At 66.0% G+C, this 19,737-nt stretch carries 17 protein-coding genes; 6 read left to right on the top strand and 11 right to left on the bottom strand.

Features of this window, described 5'->3' with window-relative positions; genetic code table 11:
* Positions 1-38 precede the first annotated feature (38 nt).
* Genes G7Y85_RS06820 through G7Y85_RS06810 form a run of 3 tightly spaced genes read left to right on the top strand, consistent with a single transcriptional unit; the run spans position 39 to position 2,313 of the window.
* On the top strand, positions 39-281 hold the full coding sequence (locus G7Y85_RS06820) for a FeoA family protein (protein ID WP_166253894.1): 243 nt from the start codon (positions 39-41) through the stop codon (positions 279-281).
* On the top strand, positions 278-2,113 hold the full coding sequence (gene feoB / locus G7Y85_RS06815) for a ferrous iron transporter B (protein WP_166253890.1): 1,836 nt from the start codon (positions 278-280) through the stop codon (positions 2,111-2,113). The genes G7Y85_RS06820 and feoB overlap by 4 nt, the downstream gene beginning before the upstream one ends.
* Positions 2,110-2,313, top strand: coding sequence for a hypothetical protein (locus G7Y85_RS06810; protein ID WP_166253887.1), 204 nt, complete (start codon positions 2,110-2,112; stop codon positions 2,311-2,313). Before feoB ends, G7Y85_RS06810 begins: the two co-directional genes overlap by 4 nt.
* 48 nt (positions 2,314-2,361) lie before the next feature.
* On the opposite strand, the gene G7Y85_RS06805 is transcribed toward G7Y85_RS06810, so the two are convergent.
* Complete coding sequence (locus G7Y85_RS06805; RefSeq protein WP_166253884.1) at positions 2,362-3,741, bottom strand: M20/M25/M40 family metallo-hydrolase; 1,380 nt, start codon at positions 3,739-3,741, stop codon at positions 2,362-2,364.
* Positions 3,742-3,900: 159 nt separating this feature from the next.
* Here G7Y85_RS06805 and mfd point away from each other — a divergent pair, with 159 nt between their 5' ends.
* Complete coding sequence (gene mfd / locus G7Y85_RS06800) at positions 3,901-7,320, top strand: transcription-repair coupling factor (protein WP_166253881.1); 3,420 nt, start codon at positions 3,901-3,903, stop codon at positions 7,318-7,320.
* Between the two features lie 490 nt (positions 7,321-7,810).
* On the opposite strand, the gene G7Y85_RS06795 is transcribed toward mfd, so the two are convergent.
* The 3 genes from G7Y85_RS06795 to G7Y85_RS06785 all read right to left on the bottom strand — a co-directional run bounded on the left by G7Y85_RS06795 (position 7,811) and on the right by G7Y85_RS06785 (position 12,234).
* Positions 7,811-9,730, bottom strand: coding sequence for a DUF1302 domain-containing protein (locus tag G7Y85_RS06795; RefSeq protein ID WP_166253878.1), 1,920 nt, complete (start codon positions 9,728-9,730; stop codon positions 7,811-7,813).
* A 125-nt stretch (positions 9,731-9,855) separates the two neighbouring features.
* Complete coding sequence (locus G7Y85_RS06790; protein ID WP_166253875.1) at positions 9,856-11,223, bottom strand: DUF1329 domain-containing protein; 1,368 nt, start codon at positions 11,221-11,223, stop codon at positions 9,856-9,858.
* A 186-nt stretch (positions 11,224-11,409) separates the two neighbouring features.
* Entirely contained in the window at positions 11,410-12,234 is an 825-nt protein-coding gene (locus G7Y85_RS06785) for a TetR/AcrR family transcriptional regulator C-terminal domain-containing protein (RefSeq protein ID WP_166253872.1), read from the bottom strand.
* A gap of 223 nt (positions 12,235-12,457) precedes the next feature.
* On the opposite strand from G7Y85_RS06785, the gene G7Y85_RS06780 reads away from it, so the two are divergent.
* Together G7Y85_RS06780 and G7Y85_RS06775 are read left to right on the top strand one after the other, a co-directional pair.
* Positions 12,458-13,036: a CsiV family protein gene (locus G7Y85_RS06780; protein WP_166253869.1), complete on the top strand. Its 579-nt coding sequence runs from the start codon at positions 12,458-12,460 to the stop codon at positions 13,034-13,036.
* A gap of 2 nt (positions 13,037-13,038) precedes the next feature.
* Positions 13,039-13,608, top strand: coding sequence for a hypothetical protein (locus tag G7Y85_RS06775; protein WP_166253866.1), 570 nt, complete (start codon positions 13,039-13,041; stop codon positions 13,606-13,608).
* 12 nt (positions 13,609-13,620) lie between these two features.
* On the opposite strand, the gene G7Y85_RS06770 is transcribed toward G7Y85_RS06775, so the two are convergent.
* The 7 genes from G7Y85_RS06770 to G7Y85_RS06740 form a co-directional block, all read right to left on the bottom strand.
* Complete coding sequence (locus G7Y85_RS06770; RefSeq protein ID WP_166253863.1) at positions 13,621-14,373, bottom strand: S-methyl-5'-thioinosine phosphorylase; 753 nt, start codon at positions 14,371-14,373, stop codon at positions 13,621-13,623.
* 91 nt (positions 14,374-14,464) lie between these two features.
* Positions 14,465-15,019 (bottom strand): hypoxanthine-guanine phosphoribosyltransferase, encoded by a 555-nt coding sequence (locus G7Y85_RS06765; RefSeq protein ID WP_166253861.1) that lies wholly within the window; start codon positions 15,017-15,019, stop codon positions 14,465-14,467.
* A complete protein-coding gene (nagZ, locus tag G7Y85_RS06760; RefSeq protein WP_241696049.1) occupies positions 15,016-16,023 on the bottom strand; it encodes a beta-N-acetylhexosaminidase in 1,008 nt (335 codons plus the stop codon). Before nagZ ends, G7Y85_RS06765 begins: the two co-directional genes overlap by 4 nt.
* Positions 16,007-16,483 carry a L,D-transpeptidase gene (locus tag G7Y85_RS06755; RefSeq protein ID WP_166253859.1) on the bottom strand — a complete coding sequence of 159 codons (477 nt, stop codon included), beginning with the start codon at positions 16,481-16,483 and terminating at the stop codon, positions 16,007-16,009. Before G7Y85_RS06755 ends, nagZ begins: the two co-directional genes overlap by 17 nt.
* On the bottom strand, positions 16,480-16,974 hold the full coding sequence (locus G7Y85_RS06750; RefSeq protein WP_166253857.1) for a CYTH domain-containing protein: 495 nt from the start codon (positions 16,972-16,974) through the stop codon (positions 16,480-16,482). Before G7Y85_RS06750 ends, G7Y85_RS06755 begins: the two co-directional genes overlap by 4 nt.
* Positions 16,975-17,625: 651 nt before the next feature.
* The gene (gene rlmD, locus G7Y85_RS06745) at positions 17,626-18,945 is read right to left on the bottom strand and encodes a 23S rRNA (uracil(1939)-C(5))-methyltransferase RlmD (RefSeq protein WP_166253855.1); all 1,320 of its coding nucleotides are present in this window, start codon (positions 18,943-18,945) and stop codon (positions 17,626-17,628) included.
* Entirely contained in the window at positions 18,946-19,728 is a 783-nt protein-coding gene (locus tag G7Y85_RS06740; protein WP_166253853.1) for a 3'-5' exonuclease, read from the bottom strand.
* Between the last annotated feature and the right edge of the window lie 9 nt (positions 19,729-19,737).

Here is a 19,737-nt window from a genome sequence, read left to right as displayed (position 1 = left end):
TAACGATTCTCATCTTCACTCCTGTTCTCGTCACCGGCATGCGTCTTTCCGAACTGGGCCATCACATCGTCGCCACCGTCACCGCGGTGGAAGACGCCGGCGCTGCCGATCCGATCGCGCGCCGCCTGCGTGATCTCGGCTTCGTCGCGGGCGAGCTGGTGAAGATCGTCGCGCACGGACCGGTGCAGCGCGATCCGATGCTGGTGCAGATCGGCTATACACGCTTCGCGCTGCGTCGCGCCGAAGCGGCACGCGTGCAGGTCACGCCGGAGGCCGCATGAGCACGGCGGCGCTGCGCATCGCGCTGGTCGGCAATCCGAACTGCGGCAAGACCGCGCTGTTCAATCAGCTGACCGGCAGCCGTCAGAAGGTCGCCAACTACGCCGGCGTCACCGTCGAGCGCAAGGAAGGTCGGGTGCTGACGCCGTCCGGTCGCGTGCTGCAGCTGCTCGATCTGCCGGGTGCCTACAGCTTCGATGCGGCGAGCCCCGACGAGGTGATCACGCGCGACGTCTGCCACGGCCGGTACCCGGGTGAAGCGGCTCCGGACCTGATCGTCTGCGTGGCCGACGCCACCAACCTGCGACTGCATCTGCGCTTCGTGCTTGAAGTGCAGCGGCTCGGCCGGCCGATGGTGCTGGCCCTGAACATGATGGACGCGGCCGCCAGGCGCGGCGTGCGCATCGACGTCGCCGAACTGCAGCGCCAGCTCGGCATTCCGGTCATCGAGACCGTCGCCGTGCGGCGCGACGGTGCCGCCGCCCTGATCGCCCGGCTCGACCGGCAGGATCTGCCGCCGGCGCCGACCGTCACCACCGATCACGACCTGCACATCGCAGTGCGTGCGCTGCTGGCGGCCACCGTGACGATGCCGAGCCGCACCGGCAGCGTCGACGACGCGCTGGATCGCATCACCCTGCATCCGGTCTTCGGCCTGGCGATCCTCGCGGTGCTGATGTTCCTGATCTTCCAGGCGGTGTTCTCGTGGGCACAGCCGCTGATGGACGGGATCGGCGCCGGCATCGCCGCGCTCGGCGCGCTGGCCACGCAATCGCTGCCGGACGGCGCATTGAAGAGCCTGCTGGTCAACGGCGTGTTTTCGGGCCTCGGCAGCGTTCTGGTGTTCCTGCCGCAGATCCTGATCCTGTTCCTGTTCATCCTCGTGCTCGAAGAGTCGGGCTATCTGCCGCGCGCCGCGTTCCTGCTCGACCGCCTGATGTTCAAGGCCGGCCTGACCGGGCGCGCGTTCATCCCGCTGCTGTCGAGCTTCGCCTGCGCGATCCCCGGCATCATGGCGACACGCAGCATCCAGGACCCGCGCGACCGTCTGACGACGATCCTCGTCGCGCCGCTGATGACCTGCTCGGCACGGCTGCCGGTCTATACGCTGCTGATCGCCGCGTTCATTCCGCAGCGCACGGTCTGGGGCCTGTTCAATCTGCAGGGCATCGTTCTGTTCGGGCTTTATTTCGCCGGCGTCACGTCGGCACTGACCGTCGCATCGGTGATCAAGCGCCTGCGCAAGGACAAGAGCGAACACGCGCTGCTGATGGAACTGCCGTCGTATCGCATTCCGAATCCACGCGACATCGCGATCGGCCTCAAGGAGCGTGCGGAAATCTTCCTCAAGCGCGTCGGCGGCATCATCCTGACGCTGATCATTCTGCTGTGGTTCCTGTCGAGTTTTCCGGCGGCACCGGTCGACGCCGCACTGCCGGCGATCAACTACAGCCTCGCCGGCCGCATCGGCCACTTCATGCAGCCGCTGTTCGCACCGATCGGCTTCGGCTGGCAGATCTGCGTCGCCCTGATTCCCGGCCTGGCCGCACGCGAGGTCGCGGTCTCCGCACTCGGCACCGTCTACGCGATGTCCGGCAGCGACGATGCGGTTGCCACCCAGCTCGGGCCGATGATCGCGCATCAGTGGTCGCTGGCCACCGCCCTGTCGCTGCTGGCCTGGTACGTGTTCGCGCCGCAGTGCCTGTCGACGCTGGCGATCATCCGCCGCGAGACCGGCTCGTGGAAGATCGTCGCGATCGCTGCCGGCTACCTGTTCGCGCTCGCCTACGCCGGTGCGTTCGTCACTTTCCGCATCGCGAGTCTGTGGTCGTGATCGCCTATCACATCGTCGAGTTCCTGATCGTCGCCGGCGCCGTCGGCTTCAGCGGCTGGAATCTGGCGCGCCGCTTCCTGCCGCAACGCGGCACGGCGACGAAGAGCGGCGGATGTTCAAGCTGCGATGCCTGCGGAAGCTGCAGCACGCCGCCGTCGCCGACAGGCAGAACCGAACAGCCGCTGCATTTCCACCGCTGATCGCCGCGCCGCGGCGCCACGGTCCGCGCACGGTCGCCGCTGCTCGCTTCAGGGCATCGTCGGTGGCAGACGCCCCAACGATCCCGGCCAGTTCGCCGCCAGCCATGCTGCGCTCGCATAGACCGCGACATTCTGACGCAGGCCGGCGCGATCGAGATGGTCGAGCGTGTCGGCCGCCGAATGATGCACGTCGAAGTAGCGCGACATGTCCTGCCGCGGTCCCAGCACGGGCACGCCCTGCATCATCAGCGGCTTGATGTCACTGCCGCCGCCGCCGTCGTGTGAACCGTCGGCGATCCCGAACGGCTTCAGCGCATCGAGCAGGGCGAGACGGAATGGCGCGCCCACATCCGGCAGTTTGCTGTCGAGACGCCACACCGGCCCGGAGCCGCCGTCGGCTTCCATCGCCAGCACATGTCGGCCCAGCTCGGCGGCGTGCGCATCGGCATAGGCGCGGGCACCGATCTCGCCGAATTCCTCGTCGGCATACAGCACGACACGTATCGTCCGTTTCGGCTTCTTCGCATGGCGGAGTATCGCGCGTGCCGCGCCCGTGACGATGGCGACACCGGCACCGTCGTCTTCGGCCCCCGGCGTGATGTCCCAGGAATCGAGGTGCGCGCCGAGCAGGACGATCTCGTCGGTCTGGCCGGGCACGTCGGCGACCACATAGGCGCTGTAGACGGCACCCAGTTCGCGCGTGTCGAGCTTGATCGTCACCGTCGCGCCGCCGGCACGCACGACGGCGGACAACCGGTCGGCCGCGACATTGGACAGCGCCAGCGCCGGAATCTTCGGTGCGTCGCCGTAGTCCAGATCGCCGGTATGCGGAACGTCGTCCTGCGCGGTGCTCAAGGAACGGATCAGGATCGCTGCGGCGCCCTTGCGCCCGGCCTCGGCCGGCGCGTACTTGCGCACCGGATAGGCCGCCACGTAGGTCGAGGCGTCCCTGCTCGGCTGGATGCGCTGGTCGATGAACACGATACGACCGCGCACCTGCGCCGTCGTCAGCTGACGAAGCTGGTCCAGCGACTCGACGCGCACGACCTCCGCCTCGATGCCTTGCGCATCCGTCCCGACGCTGCCGCCGATCGCCGCCGCCGCCAGCGGCACGTTGTCGACGCTGGAGACTTCCAGGCTGACTTCGCTGCGACCCCGCACCCAGCGCGGCAGGATCACCGGCTCGGCATGCACGTTCTTGAGGCCGGCAGCCTGCAGTTTCTGCAGCGCCCAGATCACGGCGTGCTCGTAACCGTCGGAGCCGGCGAAACGCGGTCCGACCTCGTTGACCAGCGTCGTCACCAGATATTCGGAGTACGGATCGTCGGCGATCTTCGCCTGCAGTTTCTGCAGCGTCGCATCAGCGGCCTGCCCCTGTCCGCAGACCGGCAGCAGGACCGCCAGCAACAGCAAGTGCAAGCACTTCATTTCCGACTCCGCGAGCGTGGCCACGAGTGCGACACCGGCGGCCGCGCATCCCGTGAGATAATGAGCGCGCTGCGGCGAACTGCGCAGCGCCATTCACTATATCCCCGGGACGCGTCGGCGTCGCGGGTGGTTTTGCTGTTCGCATCCCGGCAACGCGACATGACCGCGACCCATTCCCACTCCGTATTGACGCCGCCGCTGCCGGCGGCCGCCGTGTCATGGACCGGACTGCGCGGTCCGGCTGCGTCGCTGGCGGTCGCGCGACTCGCGCAGCAGCATACGCGCCTGATCGTCGCGCTCGCCGCCAACGAACAGCATGCCTACCGGCTCGAACAGGAACTGCGCTTCTTTCTCGGCGAACTGCCGCTCGTGCATCTGCCGGACAGCGAGGTGCTGCCGTACGACCAGTTCTCGGCACACCAGGAAATCCTCTCGCAACGCCTGTCCGCGTTGCACCGGCTGCCGCAGATGCGACGCGGCGTGCTGCTGACCACCGCCGATCAGCTGATGCGGCGCCTGCCGCCGCGCGGCTGGCTGGCCGGCCGTGCTTTCGACATCAAGCTCGGCGACAAGCTCGATCCGCAGCGCTTCCGCGAGCAGCTGATCGCCGCCGGCTACCAGTCGGTGTCGGAAGTGCAGGCACAGGGCGAGTTCGCGGTGCGCGGCGCCCTGCTCGATCTTTTTCCGATGGGTGCGCCGGACGCATATCGCATCGATCTGTTCGACGATGAAATCGAAACGATCCGCACCTTCGATCCGGAAACCCAGCGCAGCGAGGACAAGGTCGGGCAGATCCGCCTGCTGCCGGCGCGCGAGTTTCCGACCGATCGCGACGGCATCGAAACCTTCCGCAAGCGCTACCGCGAATATTTCCCCGGCGATCCGTCGCGCTCGCGCATCTACGCCGAGGTCAGCAAGGGCCTGATGCCCGGCGGCATCGAGTCCTGGCTGCCGCTGTTCTTCAGCAAGGGCACCTCGATGCTGACCGACTACCTGCCGCCCGACGCGGTGCTGGTCGCGCTCGACGAACTCGAACGCGCGCTCGATGAAGACTGGCAGCAGATCGGCGAACGGCACGAGCGCTACAGCGGCGATCTCGAACGACCGCTGATGAAACCGGAGGAACTGTTCGTCGCGCCGGCCGCCGTGATGAAGGAACTCGGACACTTCGCGCGTGCGACGGTCGGCGGCACGCTGGAACCGCGGTTCGGCTTTGCGATCGGCGAACCGCGCAATGGCGCCGACGGGGTACGCGCACAACTCGCGGGTCTCGACGCCGACGAGAAACTGCTGTTCGTCGCCGAATCGGCCGGCCGCCGCGAGGCGCTGCTCGGCTTCCTGCGACCGCTGGGCATCCTGCCGCGCGAACACGCGAACTGGGACGAGTTCGTCGGCGACGGCAAGCGTTTCGGCATCACGCTCGGGCCGCTGCAGGAAGGCTTCCGCCTCGACGCCGACAAGCTGACGCTGATCTCCGAGGCACAGGTGTTCGGCCAGCGAGCGCCGGCCGCCGAGGTGCGTCGCAAGAACCGCATTCGCGACCCGGAAACCGTGCTGCGCGATCTTTCCGAGATTTCGCAGGGTTCCCCGGTCGTGCACGTACAGCACGGCGTCGGCCGCTACGTCGGCCTCGTCACGCTCGACGCCGGTGGCATCGAGACCGAATACCTCGTGCTCGAATATGCGGGCGGCGACAAGCTCTACGTGCCGGTCACGTCACTGAACCTGATTCATCGCTACGCCGGCACGGAACCCGAGCACGCCCCGCTGCACGGTCTGGGTTCCGACCGCTGGGCCAAGGCGCAGACCAAGGCCCGCGAGAAGGCGCATGACGTCGCGGCCGAGCTGCTGCAGATCCAGGCGCGCCGCGCCGCCAAGCCGGGCATGAGCCTGGAATTCGACGAAGACGATTACGCGCGCTTCGCCGACGGCTTTCCGTTCACTTCAACGCCCGACCAGCAGAAGGCGATCGACGCCGTTCTGGACGACATGCGCTCGGACAAGACCATGGATCGCGTGGTCTGCGGCGACGTCGGCTTCGGCAAGACCGAGGTCGCCCTGCGCGCCGCCTTCGTCGCCGCCCGCAGCGGCCGGCAGGTCTGCATGCTGGCGCCGACGACCTTGCTCGTCGAACAGCACGCCAAGAACTTCGCCGATCGCTTCGCCGACTTCCCGATCCGCATCGCCAGCCTCTCGCGCCTGCGCACGAGCAAGGAGCAGAACCAGACGCTGAAGGAGCTGAGCGACGGCAAGGTCGACATCGTCATCGGCACGCACCGCCTGTTGCAGGACGATATCCGCTTCAAGGATCTGGGCCTGGTCGTCGTCGACGAGGAGCATCGCTTCGGCGTGCGCCACAAGGAACGCCTGAAGAACCTGCGCGCCGAAGTCGATCTGCTGACGCTGACCGCGACGCCGATTCCGCGCACGCTCAACATGAGCCTCGCCGGCCTGCGCGATCTGTCGATCATCGCCACGCCACCGCCGTCACGCGTCGCGATCAAGACCTTCGTGTCCGAATGGAGCAATGCGCTGGTCTACGAGGCCTGCCTGCGCGAGCTCAAGCGCGGCGGCCAGATCTATTTCCTGCACAACGAAGTCAAGGACATCGAGCACTTCGCGCGCAAGGTCCAGGAACTGGTGCCGGAAGGCCGCGTGCGTTTCGCGCACGGCCAGATGCGCGAGCGCGAACTCGAGCAGGTCATGCTCGATTTCTATCACCAGCGCTTCAACATCCTGGTCTGCACGACGATCATCGAATCCGGCATCGACGTGCCGAGCGCCAACACCATCCTGATCGATCGCGCCGAGCATCTGGGCCTGGCGCAGTTGCACCAGCTGCGCGGTCGTGTCGGCCGCTCGCATCATCGCGGTTATGCTTATTTCCTGGTGCCGTCCAAGCGCGCGCTGAGTGCCGACGCGCAGAAGCGACTCGATGCGATCGAGACGCTCGGCGATCTCGGCTCCGGCTTTGCGCTGGCGACCCACGATCTGGAAATCCGCGGCGCCGGCGAGTTGCTGGGCCAGGACCAGTCCGGGCAGATCGAGGAAGTGGGCTTCACGATGTACGCCGAACTGCTGGCCCGCGCGGTCAAGGCGATCCAGCGCGGCAAGCTCGACGATGCCCCGTTCGGCAGCAGCAGCTGCGAGATCGATCTGGGCGTCGCCAGCCTGATCCCGGACAGCTACGTGCCCGACGTGCACGCCCGCCTGACCCTGTACAAGCGCATCGCCGAGGCCGCCGACGAGGCAACGCTGCACGAACTGAAGGTGGAGATGATCGATCGCTTCGGTCTGTTGCCGCCGCCGGCCGAGCGCCTGTTCGATGCCGCCGAACTGCGCACCACCGCGCAAAAACTCGGCATCACGCGCCTGCGCGCCGGCGGCCGGTCGATCACGATCGAATTCGACGACAAGCCGAACATCGAGCCGATCCGCCTGATCAAGCTGATCCAGACCCAGCCCAGGACCTACAAGCTCGAAGGCCAGAAACGCCTGCACTGCTACGGCAACTTCGAAGCCCCGGAAGCCCGCGTTCCCGCAGCGACACTGCTGCTGACGACATTAGGGCCAGTCTGAAGAACAACCCGCTTCGTCATCGCGAGGCACCGAAGGCGGCGACGCCATCCGGCGGTTCCCTGCGCAAACTGTGCATCGGGATCGCCGCCGCCGCTTTTCCGCCCGGCGATAACGGACTTGTTGAGAAGCTCCCTGAGCGGCCCCTTGCAGGCAAGGTGCAAACACCTGAACGCCGCGTTTGCGCCGTGCGGGTCGCGGCGATGACGCTCGCTGCATGCCGCCCGTTCAGAGCCGCGCCTCGATCGAGTGTTCGCTCAGCGCCCAGACGCGGTCGGCATGTTCGCAATCCAACGCGTACGGCTTCGCGCCACTGAATTTCACGCCCGCCGACCAAGGCAAAGCTTCGGCGCAATCCTCGAGATAGCGGCAGCCGACGCCGTCGAATTCCGCTGCCGTCGCCGCCCGAACCGGCGAATACCTCGCGCGCGATCGATCATGCCGAGTACGCCGAGCGGATGCACCGCCACCCGGCGCGTCGTGCCGCGCCGCCTCAGAAGCTGTACTTGACGTTGAAGGTCGCATAGTCGTGATCGACGAACGGATTGGCCGGCAGCGTGCTGTGGCCGATCGTCTTGCTGGCGTCACCGAAGAACATGTTGTACGCGACGCCGACGGTCAGGCTGTTGATGCTGTCCGCCGTTACGCCGACGCTGAGGCGCGTGTCGCCGTCGCCGTACAGCGCGCCGAAGGCGCCCGCCATCGCAGGCGTGCCTTTCACGAGCATGCCGAACGAAATCGGCACCGACAGATTCCAGCCCGGAAACGCGTTGCGCCGGGTCGGAATCATCAGCGTCTGGAATGCGTAGGACGTGCGGCTGTAGAACGGCTTGTCACCGTCGCCGACCGGAAACAGACCGGGCCGCGCTTCGAGCTTGTCGACATTGAACACATGGACAATGCCGGCCTCGCCGACCAGCGCAATGTCGTCGAACAGCAAGCCCGGATTGGTCGCGTAAATGGCGGACACCTGCGCCTGGCCGATGTCGGCGCGCGTGAAGATCGGCGTCAGCACACCGGAGACGATCGCTTGCGCAGCGGTATCGATGCCGTGCCGGAACGATGCCTCGCCGGCGACATTGACCGGGCCGAGCAGGGTCGAATAGCTCAGCGCGTACATGTCGATGCCGCCGTAGTACTTGACCTGGTAACTGGTCGGCGTCTGTTGCCCGAACAGTTGCGTCGTCAGCACGCCCTTCAGCAGCGGATTGTCGGAGAACGACGAGTAGCCGAAGTTGAGCTGCACGGTCGGATTGCTGTCGGCATAGCGCAGGTAGTACGCGCCGACCACGCCTTCGTCGAGCTGATAGCGCATGCCGACGCCGTACTGACCGTAATCGCTGGGCCGGATGTCCTTGCCGCGTGTCGGGATGACATAGGGCGGCGCGTCGACCAGGGTTTCGCCGAGGCCGTTGAGCATGCACAGGTTGTCCGGATTGACGTTGGCGGCACCCAGCAGATTGCCGAGCGTCGGCCCGAGCGCCGGGATACCGGCGATCAGCGAAGTCAGCACGCCGGTGCAGCTGTTCAGCGCCAGCGGGTTGACCGAGCCGTAGACAAAGCTGCCGCCGGGGCCGATCGCGTCGGTCGGCGAGAAGAAGTCGCCGACCGGAAAGATTTCGGTCTCGGCGAATTCCAGCTTGTAGTAGCCGAGCAGACTCAGATTGGACGTGAGGCCGAAATTCAGCGAGATCTGATTGGTCGGCAGCAGGATTTCCTTGACCTCGGCGCCCGGCACGATCGCCTTGGTCGCATCGGCACGACCTTGCGCGAGCGCGATGCCGGAGAAGAACAGACTCTCTCCCCAGGCCACCAACTGGCGGCCGGCACGCAGGTTGAGATGCATGGTATCGGCGAGATCCCAGTCGCCGAAGGCATAGGCTTCGAGCAGACGCACGCGCTGTCCGTCGAAATGCCGCGCCTGGCGGGTGAAGTGATTGACCGAGCCGGTCTTGTTGATGGTATCCGGCGAATCGTTGTCGTTGCTTTCGTGATAGACCCAGTCGTAGAACGCATCGCCGCTGAACACCGCGCCGTAATTGTCGTAGTTGAGCTGCAGTTCGCCGAGCGCGCTGATGCGGTTGTTGACGAGGCTGCCGCGATCGAAATTGCGATTGCCGTCGTCGGAATTGATGGTCGTCGGCAAGCCGGTGTGCAGGAACGCGGCGCCGTCCGCGGCACCGGACAGATCGATCACGAACGGATCGATCGGCCCGTCGATCAGCGCCTTGGCCTGCTTCTCGGTGCGAATGCCGACACCGTAACTGGTGGTCAGCTTGAAGCTGCCATCGACACCGAATACATCGAACGAGCTGGCGTTCGCGCTCGCCGACAGTCCGACGGCAAACAGCAGCGCCGTCGCCGCACCCGCGCGCCGGATCGGCGCACGCCACCCTGCATTTTGATTGTGCATTGTCCTTCTCCCCCGCTCAGCTGCGTCGCCAGGCTTCGTTGTCGATGGCGGCGCGGTCTGCGGATCACGGCCGCGCACACCATGGCGATGTGCGCGACCGCTCCGCCCCCAACAATCACGGTCGATCAATGGCCGCCGCGGGCGATCGATTCGGCGCTGAAAATCGACGGCGACAGATGCTGGTTGAGACGCCACCAGTCGTCGCCGGCCTCGTTGACCATGTATCCGGCCTCGTAGGCATCCGCGTTGAGGTCGTGATAGACCGAGGTCCCGCGATGCCAGGTACCGGACTCCTGCGAGTAGAAGTAGTTGATCAGCGTCACGCGCCAGAGCTTGTCCTGGCCGTCGTAGTTGTCGGCCGACAGTGCCAGCCAGGTGTCCTCGTCGAGATACAGCGTGCGCTTCTTGTAGATGTGGCGGACGCCTTCCTTGAGATCGCCTTCGACGACCCAGACGCGGTGCAGTTCGTAGCGCTCGTATTGCGGATTGATGCTGCCGGGCTTGATCAGGTCCGTGTATTTCAGCGATGGATCGTTGATCCGGAAGTTGTCGTACGGAACATAGATCTCCTTCTTGCCGATCAGCTTCCAGGTATAGCGCTCGGGCGAACCGTTGAACCCGTAGTCGTCGTCGACCGTGCGCAGGCCGGCGGGCGGCACCGGGTAGTCGCAGCAGACCTCCGGTGCTTGCCGTACGCGACGGATGCCCGGCTGGTACTGCCAGGAGGTCAGCTGGCCAGTCGAAAAATCGTTCGGCTGCCGGCCGACCGCGACGAAGCCCTTGTCGCGTTCTGGCAACAGATAACCGGTGTAGAAATACGCGTTGAACTTGTCGGTGAACGAAGGGCGCTTGTCGCCGGGGCCGTTCATCAGGTTCAGCGTGCGGAAGCGATTGCGGCCCCAACCGATCGTGCCGTTGCCGTAGACATCGGCGATATCGCAGACCGCCTGCTCGGTTTCCGCGCGATGCGGATTGATCGTGTTCCAGATCGCCTCCAGGCCGCTCGCCGGAAACGGAAACGGAATCGCGCCGCCGTACCCGGTGGTGCCCATGCCGTTGTGAACCAGCTCCGCCGTCACGGCATTCTTCTTGACGGTGTCGCAGGCCCAGTCGACGAAGCGGAAGTCGCGATGACTCGGGTAGACGATCATCCGGTAGTTCGTCGGATACTTCGCCAGCAGCGCCTGTTCACCCGCGGTCAGGTGATCGGCGTACTGGGCGGCGTTGGCCGAGGTAATCGTGAACAGCGGCTTTTCGCTCGCGTATGGCCCCGGCTCGTAGCCGTAGGGTTTGGTCTGGCCCGGCCAGGTCTTGAAGTACTTGCCGGTATACGCGGCGACGCCGCTCGGTGTGCCGGCGCGTTCGGCGCCGATGCAGGTGAACTTCGGGCCATCCAGCTCGGCCGCCTTTTCGGCCGAAACCTTGGCCTGCGCCGCCGGCACGGCAACCGACAATGCCAAGGCCGACAACGCGGCCAACCATTGCAATTTCATCGCTTCTCCTCCGAACCGACTCGCGAGATCGGCCTGTGTATGAGCGCTGGCGATCCATTGCCGACAGCGTCTCGGTCATGACGCGTCAACTCATGCCACGCCCCGTTGCGTCGATCGGAACGCGGAAATCCACGCTGGCGTGCCGCGGCACGTCATCGGCAAGGAAAAACCCCGGCATCGCGACGTTCATGCAGACCTCGCCGATGCCGGGCGCCGCGAGGCGCCGCGTGCCGACTTGCCGTGCCGCGCATGCCTGGCTGCCGGCTGCGGTCGAATCAGGGATTTCGGCAAGCCGATCGACGCCGGCAGGCGCTCGTTGCGCGCCGCGGCAATGCCTTCGAGTTGATCGCGCAGGACCAGCAGCCACTGCTGCGTTTCAAGATTGAGATAGCGACCGAGGGCCGAGCGCAGCAGCGGCAGTTCATGGTCACGCCGGCCGGCCAGCGCGCGTTTGACGGCGATATCGTGTGGCTCGCCGTGCCCGGCGCTGGCCGACATCGCCGTGCTGGCGACCGCCGCGCCGATCGCCACCATCGCCACCGCACGATAGATCTGCACCCCTTCCTCGGCCGTGAAGCCGCAGCGGCACAGCTCGGCCAGAAACTGTTCGAGGAAGTCCATTTCGACATCGGGACCGAGGCGCCCGCGCAGCAGCTCGGCGATGATGCGCGGCTCGCTGACAAACGATTCGTAGAAGTTCAGGCCGAGCTGGATCGCCAGTTCCGACCAGTGCGTGCCGCGCGGCACGGCACGCGGCCGGCGCACGGCGCGCTGGGCGGCGGCCAGCCGGATCAGCTCGTCACAGCTGCCGACCTGCCGGTAGAGCGTCGAGACCGACACGCCGACGATTTCCGCGACCGCCTTGAGCGTGACCCGATCGAGGCCGATCTGCAGCGCCGCGTCGATCATCGCCTGGCGATCGAACTGCGACGGCCGACCCGCGCGCCGCGGCGCCGGGAAGTGACGCAGGCCTTCGGGCAGCGGCAGCGAGTAGTCCGACATCGAGCCCATGAGAGTCCGTCGAATGCTCAGTGAAATCAATTTTGCATATCGATTTTCATAACTCCTACCCTGAAAGGGTGAGCCGGCACCGACGGCGCCGGAACGATGCGCCGATCATTGGCTTAAACTAGGTAGTCCGGAGTCGCTGCGTCGCAGCACGGACATCGCGAGCGAGCCGGGCAGCATGCCCGTGCCGCGGCGCACGCAAAACCCTTTTCCGACACGGGATTTCATGAGTTTGATGGCCGTCTTCATCCGCCGTCGCCGGCAGACACCGATTGTCGTGCTGCTGCTGGCGCTCGCCCTGCCCGCCCATGCCGAGACCTATCGCATGGACCTGATCGTGTTCGTCAACCGTTACGCAGCGGCCGAAGCCGGCGCGCCGGCCCAGTTGCCCGATCTGTCCGGTGCAATCCTGCCGGACAATCCGGCAGCGCTGCAGGCGGCCGGCATCACGCTGCTGCCGGACTCGGCCTTCGGCATGCAGAGCGAATGGCAGCGCCTGCGCAATTCCAGGCAGTTCGAACCGATCGCCCGGCTCGCGTGGACGCAGCCCGATCCGCCGTCGGCGCGCGGGCCGGCGCTGCGCGTGCGCTGGGGAACGCCCTCGCCGACCGGCATGACGCCGGTCGACGGACGCGTCATGCTGCTGATCGTCAATCGCTACCTGACGCTCGATGCCGATCTGCTGTACACGGCCGGCAACAGCAGTTGGCGCCTTGACGAAAGACGCCGCATGCGTCGCGACGAACTGCATCATCTGGACAGCGCAAAACTCGGCATCCTCGCACGCGTGACCAAGGCGAACTGATCGTGAACAGGACAGCAAGTGCGATCGCATTGACGACCACCGCCAGCGCCGCGCTGCTGCTCGGCGCCTGCCAGTCATGGACACAAAAGTCGCCGGCGCAGGCGGTGGCGGAAACAGCCCCACCGGCCGCCGACGAGGCCTGTCACGCCACGCTGAAAATGCCGGCGCCGATCCTCAAGCTGCCCGGCACGGACGCACCGCGTCATGCCAGCAATGACAACGATGTCGACATCGCGCAGATCCACACCGTCAATCAGCCGCTGCAGCAGATCGGAGTCTGGAACGATCAGGGCGACGGCTGGTCGGTGCTGGCACTGACCCTGGGCTCCAGGCGGGCGCGATCGATCGCCGTGCGCATGCGTGACGTCAAGCTGCCGAAGCAATCGGCGCTGTGGCTGTGCTCGCCGGACGGCAAGCTGCGCCAGGGCCCGTACACCGAAGCGCCGAACGGCGAGCTCTGGTCGGCCTCGATCGCCAGCTCGCAGGCACGCGTCGAAGTCTGGCTGCCGACGCCGTCACGCGACGCATTCAGTGCCGAACTGACCGACGTCTACGGCGGCTATCAACCCTGAACCGAGGCGTGCTCAGCGGCCGCTGAGCGCCGGCAAGGCCGCGCCCAGCACCGCGCGCACCTTGCTCATGCCCGACTCGATCGACTGCGCGATCTCGGCATGGATGTCGCCGAGGCCCTGCACGCCGGCAGCCCAGTTCACCGACACCGCGAGGCAGGCGTAGTCGAGCCCGAGTTCGCGCGCGAGCGCCGCTTCCGGCATGCCGGTCATGCCGACCATGTCGCAGCCGTCGCGCACGAGGCGACGGATCTCGGCCACCGACTCCAGACGCGGACCCTGCGTCACGGCCAGCACGCCTTCACCGGACAGCGATGTGCCGCCCCTGCCGGCCGCGTCGATCAACACGCGCCGCAGCGCCGGCGCGTACGGCTCGGTGAATTCGACGTGGTGCAGTTCGGATGCCGGCGTGCCATCCGAATACGTGTGCTCGCGGCCGTAGCTGTAATCGATCAGATCGGATGGCACGGCGATCTCGCCCGGCGCAAACCACGGCGCCATTGCGCCGACTGCGGCGATCGCGATCACCGAGCGCACGCCGGCATGATGCAGGGCCCAGAGATTGGCGCGGTAGTTGATGCAATGCGGCGGAATCCTGTGACCCTCGCCGTGCCGGGCGAGAAAGATCGCGCGCGTGCCGTAGACGCGCCCCTCCAGCAACGGCGCACTGGCCGCGCCGTAAGGCGTGTCGACGACGATCCGTCGTTCGATTTCCAGACCCGGCCACTGGTTCATGCCAGTGCCGCCGATAACGCCGACCGCGCTCATGAGCGCGTGTCCAATGTCGCGCTCCCGTCAAGGGCGGAAAAGGAACGGACCGCCTGCGGCGCAGGCGGCAAGGCGAGGGTTTCGGGCGTACTCATAGGTCTTTCACGGCGTAGATGGCCGGCACTTGCCGCCAGTATTCCTTGTAGTCCATGCCGCAACCGAACACGTAGCGATCGGCAACCTGCAGACCGATGAACTCGGCATGCGCTCGCGGCGCGCGGCGATCATGCAGCTTCTCGACCAGCACCGCGACCTTCAGCGAGGCCGGCTTGAATTGCTCCAGCGCGTCCCGTATCGCCACCAGCGTATGGCCCTCGTCGAGGATGTCGTCGATGACCAGCACGTGGCGGCCGGCGATACGCTCGGGCCTGGGCTGTACCTTCCAGACGAGCCCGCCGCCACTGGTGGCGCCGCGATAGCGCGTCGCATGCAGATAGTCGAGTTCGAACGGAAAACGCAGCTGCTCGCTGATCGCCGCGGTCGCGTGCAGCCCGCCGTTCATGACGCAGACCACCAGCGGATCAAGCGCTGCGTACTCGACGGCGATCGCTTCCGCGAGTCGTTCGTAAGCGGCGCGCACCGCGTCGGCATCGTGCAGGCAATCGGCTTCGTCGAGCACCTGCTGCATGTGTGCAATGTCGCTCATGCCTGGGCTCCGGCGTGCCGTCCGTAGAGCTTCTTGAGTCGCAGCGACGCGGCGCGATCCGGCGTCAGATCCCGGGCCAGCGCATCGATCAGCTTGATCGTCGCGTCGCGGTCATTGCAGACCGGCAGCATGTCGCACCCGGCGTCCAGCGCAAGCCGCGCGCGCGCTTCCATGTCGCCGACCACGGCCGCACCGCCCATCGACAGATCGTCGCAGAAGATCGCGCCCCTGAAGCCGAGCTCGTCACGCAGGATCTCGCCGATCCAGCGCTTCGACAGCGACGCCGGTTGCGTGTCGACCGTCGTGTAGCGCACGTGCGCCATCATCAGCGATTCGATGCCATCGTCGATCAGGGTCTTGAACGGCGCCAGCTCGGTCGCGCGGATGTCGGCCTCCTTGCGGCGGTCGACCGGCAGTTCCAGATGCGAGTCGGCGGTCACGGCGCCGTGCCCGGGAAAGTGCTTGCCGGTGGCCGCCATACCCTGTGCGTTGAGGCCGGCACGAAATGCCCGCGCCAGTTCGACAATCACCTCGCCGCGATCGGAAAACGCGCGGTCGCCGATGATCCTGCTCAGGCCGTGATCGATGTCGAGCACGGGCGCGAAACAAAGGTCGATGCCGTACGCCGACAGCTCGCGGCCGATGGTCTCGCCCTGCGCACGCGCGTCGGCCAGTGCCCTGGCCGGGTCTTCGCCATGCAGATGCCCGAAGCTGCGCATGGCCGGAATGCGCGAGAAGCCGACGCGGAAGCGCTGCACGCGCCCGCCTTCATGATCGACCGCCATCAGCAGGCGCTGGCGCGGCAGCGACAGCACCTCGTCGCACAGCTTCTTCAGCTGGTCGGGATCGCGATAGTTGCGCGTGAACAGGATGAAGCCGCCGACCAGCGGATGGCAGAGCAGCTCACGATCCTCGGCGGTCAGTTCCTGTCCGGGAATGTCGATCATCAGCGGCCCGAGCAGCTTGCTGCGGGTCTTGGCAACGGGGTTAGTCGTGGAGCTCAACGGCGGTACCTGCAGGAACAAGATCAAACAATTCGATGACGTCTTCATTGCGCAGGCGGATGCAGCCATGCGACGCCGGCCGACCGAGCGCTTCCACGTCCGGGGTGCCGTGAAGGTAGATATAGCGGCGGAACGTGTCGACGCAGCCGAGGCGATTGCGCCCGGGCTCGACGCCGGACAGCCAGAGGATACGCGAGAGTATCCAGTCGCGGCCCGGGAAACGCGCCCCCAGTTCGGGGGACCAGACCTCCCGCGTCCAGCGCCGGCCGCACAGCACCGCACCCGCCGGAAGGCCGGCGCCGATACGGGCGCGAATGCGATGCCGGCCGCGCGGCGTGCAGCCTGAGCCGAGAATCTCGCCGGGACCGTTCACCGCGGTCGAGACGCGGTACTCGCGCACGAGCGTCGCACTGTCGCTCAGCAGCAGGCGTTGGCGCGCCAGATCGATGTCGATCCTCATGCGCGATCCTGCGCCGGCCAGTCGCGGTAGGGATGGAGCGCGAGGGCGTGGTTGTAGTAGCGCTTGTCGTCGGTCAGTTCGCGACCCAGCCAGGAGGGGCGGTCGAAGCGGGCGTCGATCGACGCAAGTTCGATCTCGGCGACGAGCAGCCCGGCGTTGTCGCCGGCAAATTCGTCGATCTCCCAGACTGCTGACGCATGCGCGCCGGAAGCCGGTACGTAGTGCCGCGTCTTCTCGACCTTGCCGACGCACAAGGTGGCCAGAATCTCGCGGCACTCGTCGGCCGGCATGTTGTATTCGTATTCGGCGCGCGCGCTGCCGACAACCGCCGCCTTGATGTTGAGCCTGGCTACCGCGCCTTCGAGCCGCACGCGCACCGACGCCTGCCCTTCGCGAGCAAGATAGCCCTGACGCATCTCGATTGAGCGCGTCACGTCCTGGCGCCAAGCGTCGCCAATGACGAGGAATTTGCGTTCGATTTCGAGCGGCATCAGTGGCCGCCCCATCCACGGCAGTCATGCCCGCGCAGGCGGAAACCCAAAGCCGCACAGCAAACGCTGGCTATTCGTTCTGCACGTGTTGGATCTTGATCCAGCCTTTCGTTCCGCGCTGCGGCGCGGCTTACTTTTCTTTGCTTGTGCAAAGCAAAGTAAGCAAAAGAAAGCACACCCCAAGGGCCGCACTCCGCTATCGCGGAGTTCCCTGCGCTGCTCACGTGCTCGGGACCGTCGCCGACGCGGCGTCCTGCCGCGACGACGACTTGGCCGGCCGTCCTGGCCGGCCATTCCCTGCGCGCGCTGCGCTGCTCGGTGCGGCCCATGGGGACCCGAACGTCAAAAGCCAAAGCGCGCTCATCGCGCCGTGCTGTTGTTGCTTTTGACGTCCGGGCCCCTTTGCGAAGCGCCGAGAAGCGCAGAGCGGCAGGGGTTGTCCGGGCCTGACTGTTTGAGCGGCGCAGCCGCGAGTTTCAGGCGCGGCCTGCCGTTCGAGCATCGCAGGGCATCGGTGCGCAGCACCGACGCGAAAGCCAGGGTGTCTTTTCTCTTGGTTCCTTCTCTTTGGACAAGCAAAGAGAAGGAACTCGCCGTCAGGCGAAACGAAAGATGAGATCAGGCTCGGCAGCTCGACGGATCGCACGGCATTCATCCCAACTCGAACAACGCCATGCTCTCGACATGACTCGTATGCGGAAACATATCCATCACCCCCGCACGCGCCAGCGTGTATCCATGCTCATGCACCAGCGTGCCCGCATCACGCGCCAGCGTGCCCGGATGACAGGAGACATAGACAATCCGTTGCGGCCTGCGTTTCGCGACGATCGGCAGGATTTCCTTGGCACCCGCGCGCGGTGGATCAAGCAGGAGCTTGTCGAACGCCGGCTGCAACCAGTTCTCATCCCCGGCGGTCGTGAACAGATCCGCCTTCTCGAAGCGGATCGTCAGGCCATTGCGCTCGGCGTTCTCTCGCGCTCGCTGCACCAGCCCTTTCTCGCCTTCCACCGCCAGTACCTGCGCGCCGCGCCGTGCCAGCGGCAAGGAGAAATTGCCAAGACCGCAGAACAGCTCCAACACACGTTCGTTCGGCTGCAGATCCAGCCAGTCGATCGCCTGATTGACTGTCTGCTGGCTGATGCTGCCGTTGACCTGGATGAAATCAGTCGGCTCGAAGCGCAGTTTCAGATCAGACCCGTCCGGCGAATATTCGAGCAGGCGCGCCTCATCCAACGGCCGGATGCTGTCCGGCCCACCGGTCTGCAGATAGATGTCGAAGCCTTCGCGCACGCCGAACGCGCGCAGCTTCTCGCGATCGTCGCCGCTCGGCGCCGCCAGCACGCGAAACACCAGCGCCACCGTCTGGTCCGAACAGGCCACTTCGATCTGCGGCAATTGCCGATGAATCGACAATTCGGCGATCAGCGCGCCAAGCTCGCGCAACTTGAGACCGACACGCGGGTCGATGACCTGACAACGATCCAGCGTCGCCAGGAAACTCGATTCGCGCTCGCGGAACCCGACCAGCACGCCGCCCTTCTTGGGGACGTGCTTGGCGCCAAGCCGCGCGCGGCGACGGTAGCCCCAGACCGCGCCGGTGATCGGCGCCGCGATCTGCTCGGGTCTGACCTTGCCGCTGCGTTCGAGCTGATCGAGCATCTGCTTCTGCTTGAACGCGATCTGCTGCTCGGACGCGAGATGCTGCATCGAGCAGCCACCGCACAGTCCGAAGTGCTCGCAGCCCGGGGTGACACGATGCGGCGACGGTGTTTCGACGGCGATGCACTGGCCTTCATCGAGATCGCGCGACGTGCGCAGGTATCTGAAACGCACGCGCTCGCCCGGCAGGGCGTCGGCGATGAAAGTCGCCTTGCCGTCGACGCGCGCGAAGCCGCGGCCTTCATGGTCGAGGTCGATGATGTCCGCCGTGAATTCACCGGCTGGAGGCAGCTTTCTCTTGCGATGCAATCAGGCCACCCAGCTTTGCGAAAATTCGGTCCAGTGCGCTGCGCCGCTGGCGTCGATGAACTCGCGGGCGCGCACCTCTTCCTGTCGATGCTGTTCGTGCGTGATACGGCCGCGCATCAATTCGAAGCGCAGATAGACCAGCCAGGTATTGAGCACATCCGTCTCGCAATACGCGCGAATGCCGGCCAGATCACCGGCCCGGTAGGCATCGAACACCCTGGAGCCGTCCATGCCGAGCTTGCCGGGAAAGCCGAGCAGCATCGCAATCTCGTTGAGCGGCGCATTCTGGCGGCCGGTATAAAGCGCCAGCACGTCCATCAGGTCGGTGTGCCGGAACTGGTAGCGGCCCAGATAGTTGTCCCACTTGGCTTCGCGGTCGAGCTGCCCGGTATCCCAGTAGCGCGGCGCCACGCACCCGTGAATGAGGGCGCGGTAATGCAGCACCGGCAGGTCGAAGCCGCCGCCGTTCCACGACACCAGCACCGGCCGGTACTTCTCGATGCCATCGAAGAAGCGCTGGATCAGCTCGCCTTCGCCGGCATCCTCGTCGCCGATCGACCAGCACTTGAAGCTGTCGCCCTGACGCAAGGCAACCGAGATTGCGACGACACGTTGCAGATGGCCGGGCATGAAGTCGTTGCCCTTCTGCGCGAGGCGCAGGGTCTTCATCGCCGACCAGACTTCGGTGTCGTTCATCGCGTCCAGACCCATGATGCGACGACCGCCGTCGAGATCGGGAATCGTCTCGATGTCGAATACCAGCACCGGTTCGCGAAAGCTCATGCCGGCCTG

It is taken from the genome of Solimonas terrae (genome assembly GCF_011067135.1).
GTDB classification, from domain to species: domain Bacteria; phylum Pseudomonadota; class Gammaproteobacteria; order Nevskiales; family Nevskiaceae; genus Solimonas; species Solimonas terrae.
The sequence above is the reverse complement of the archived record's forward strand: the minus strand, read 5'-3'. Positions and strand labels throughout refer to the sequence as shown.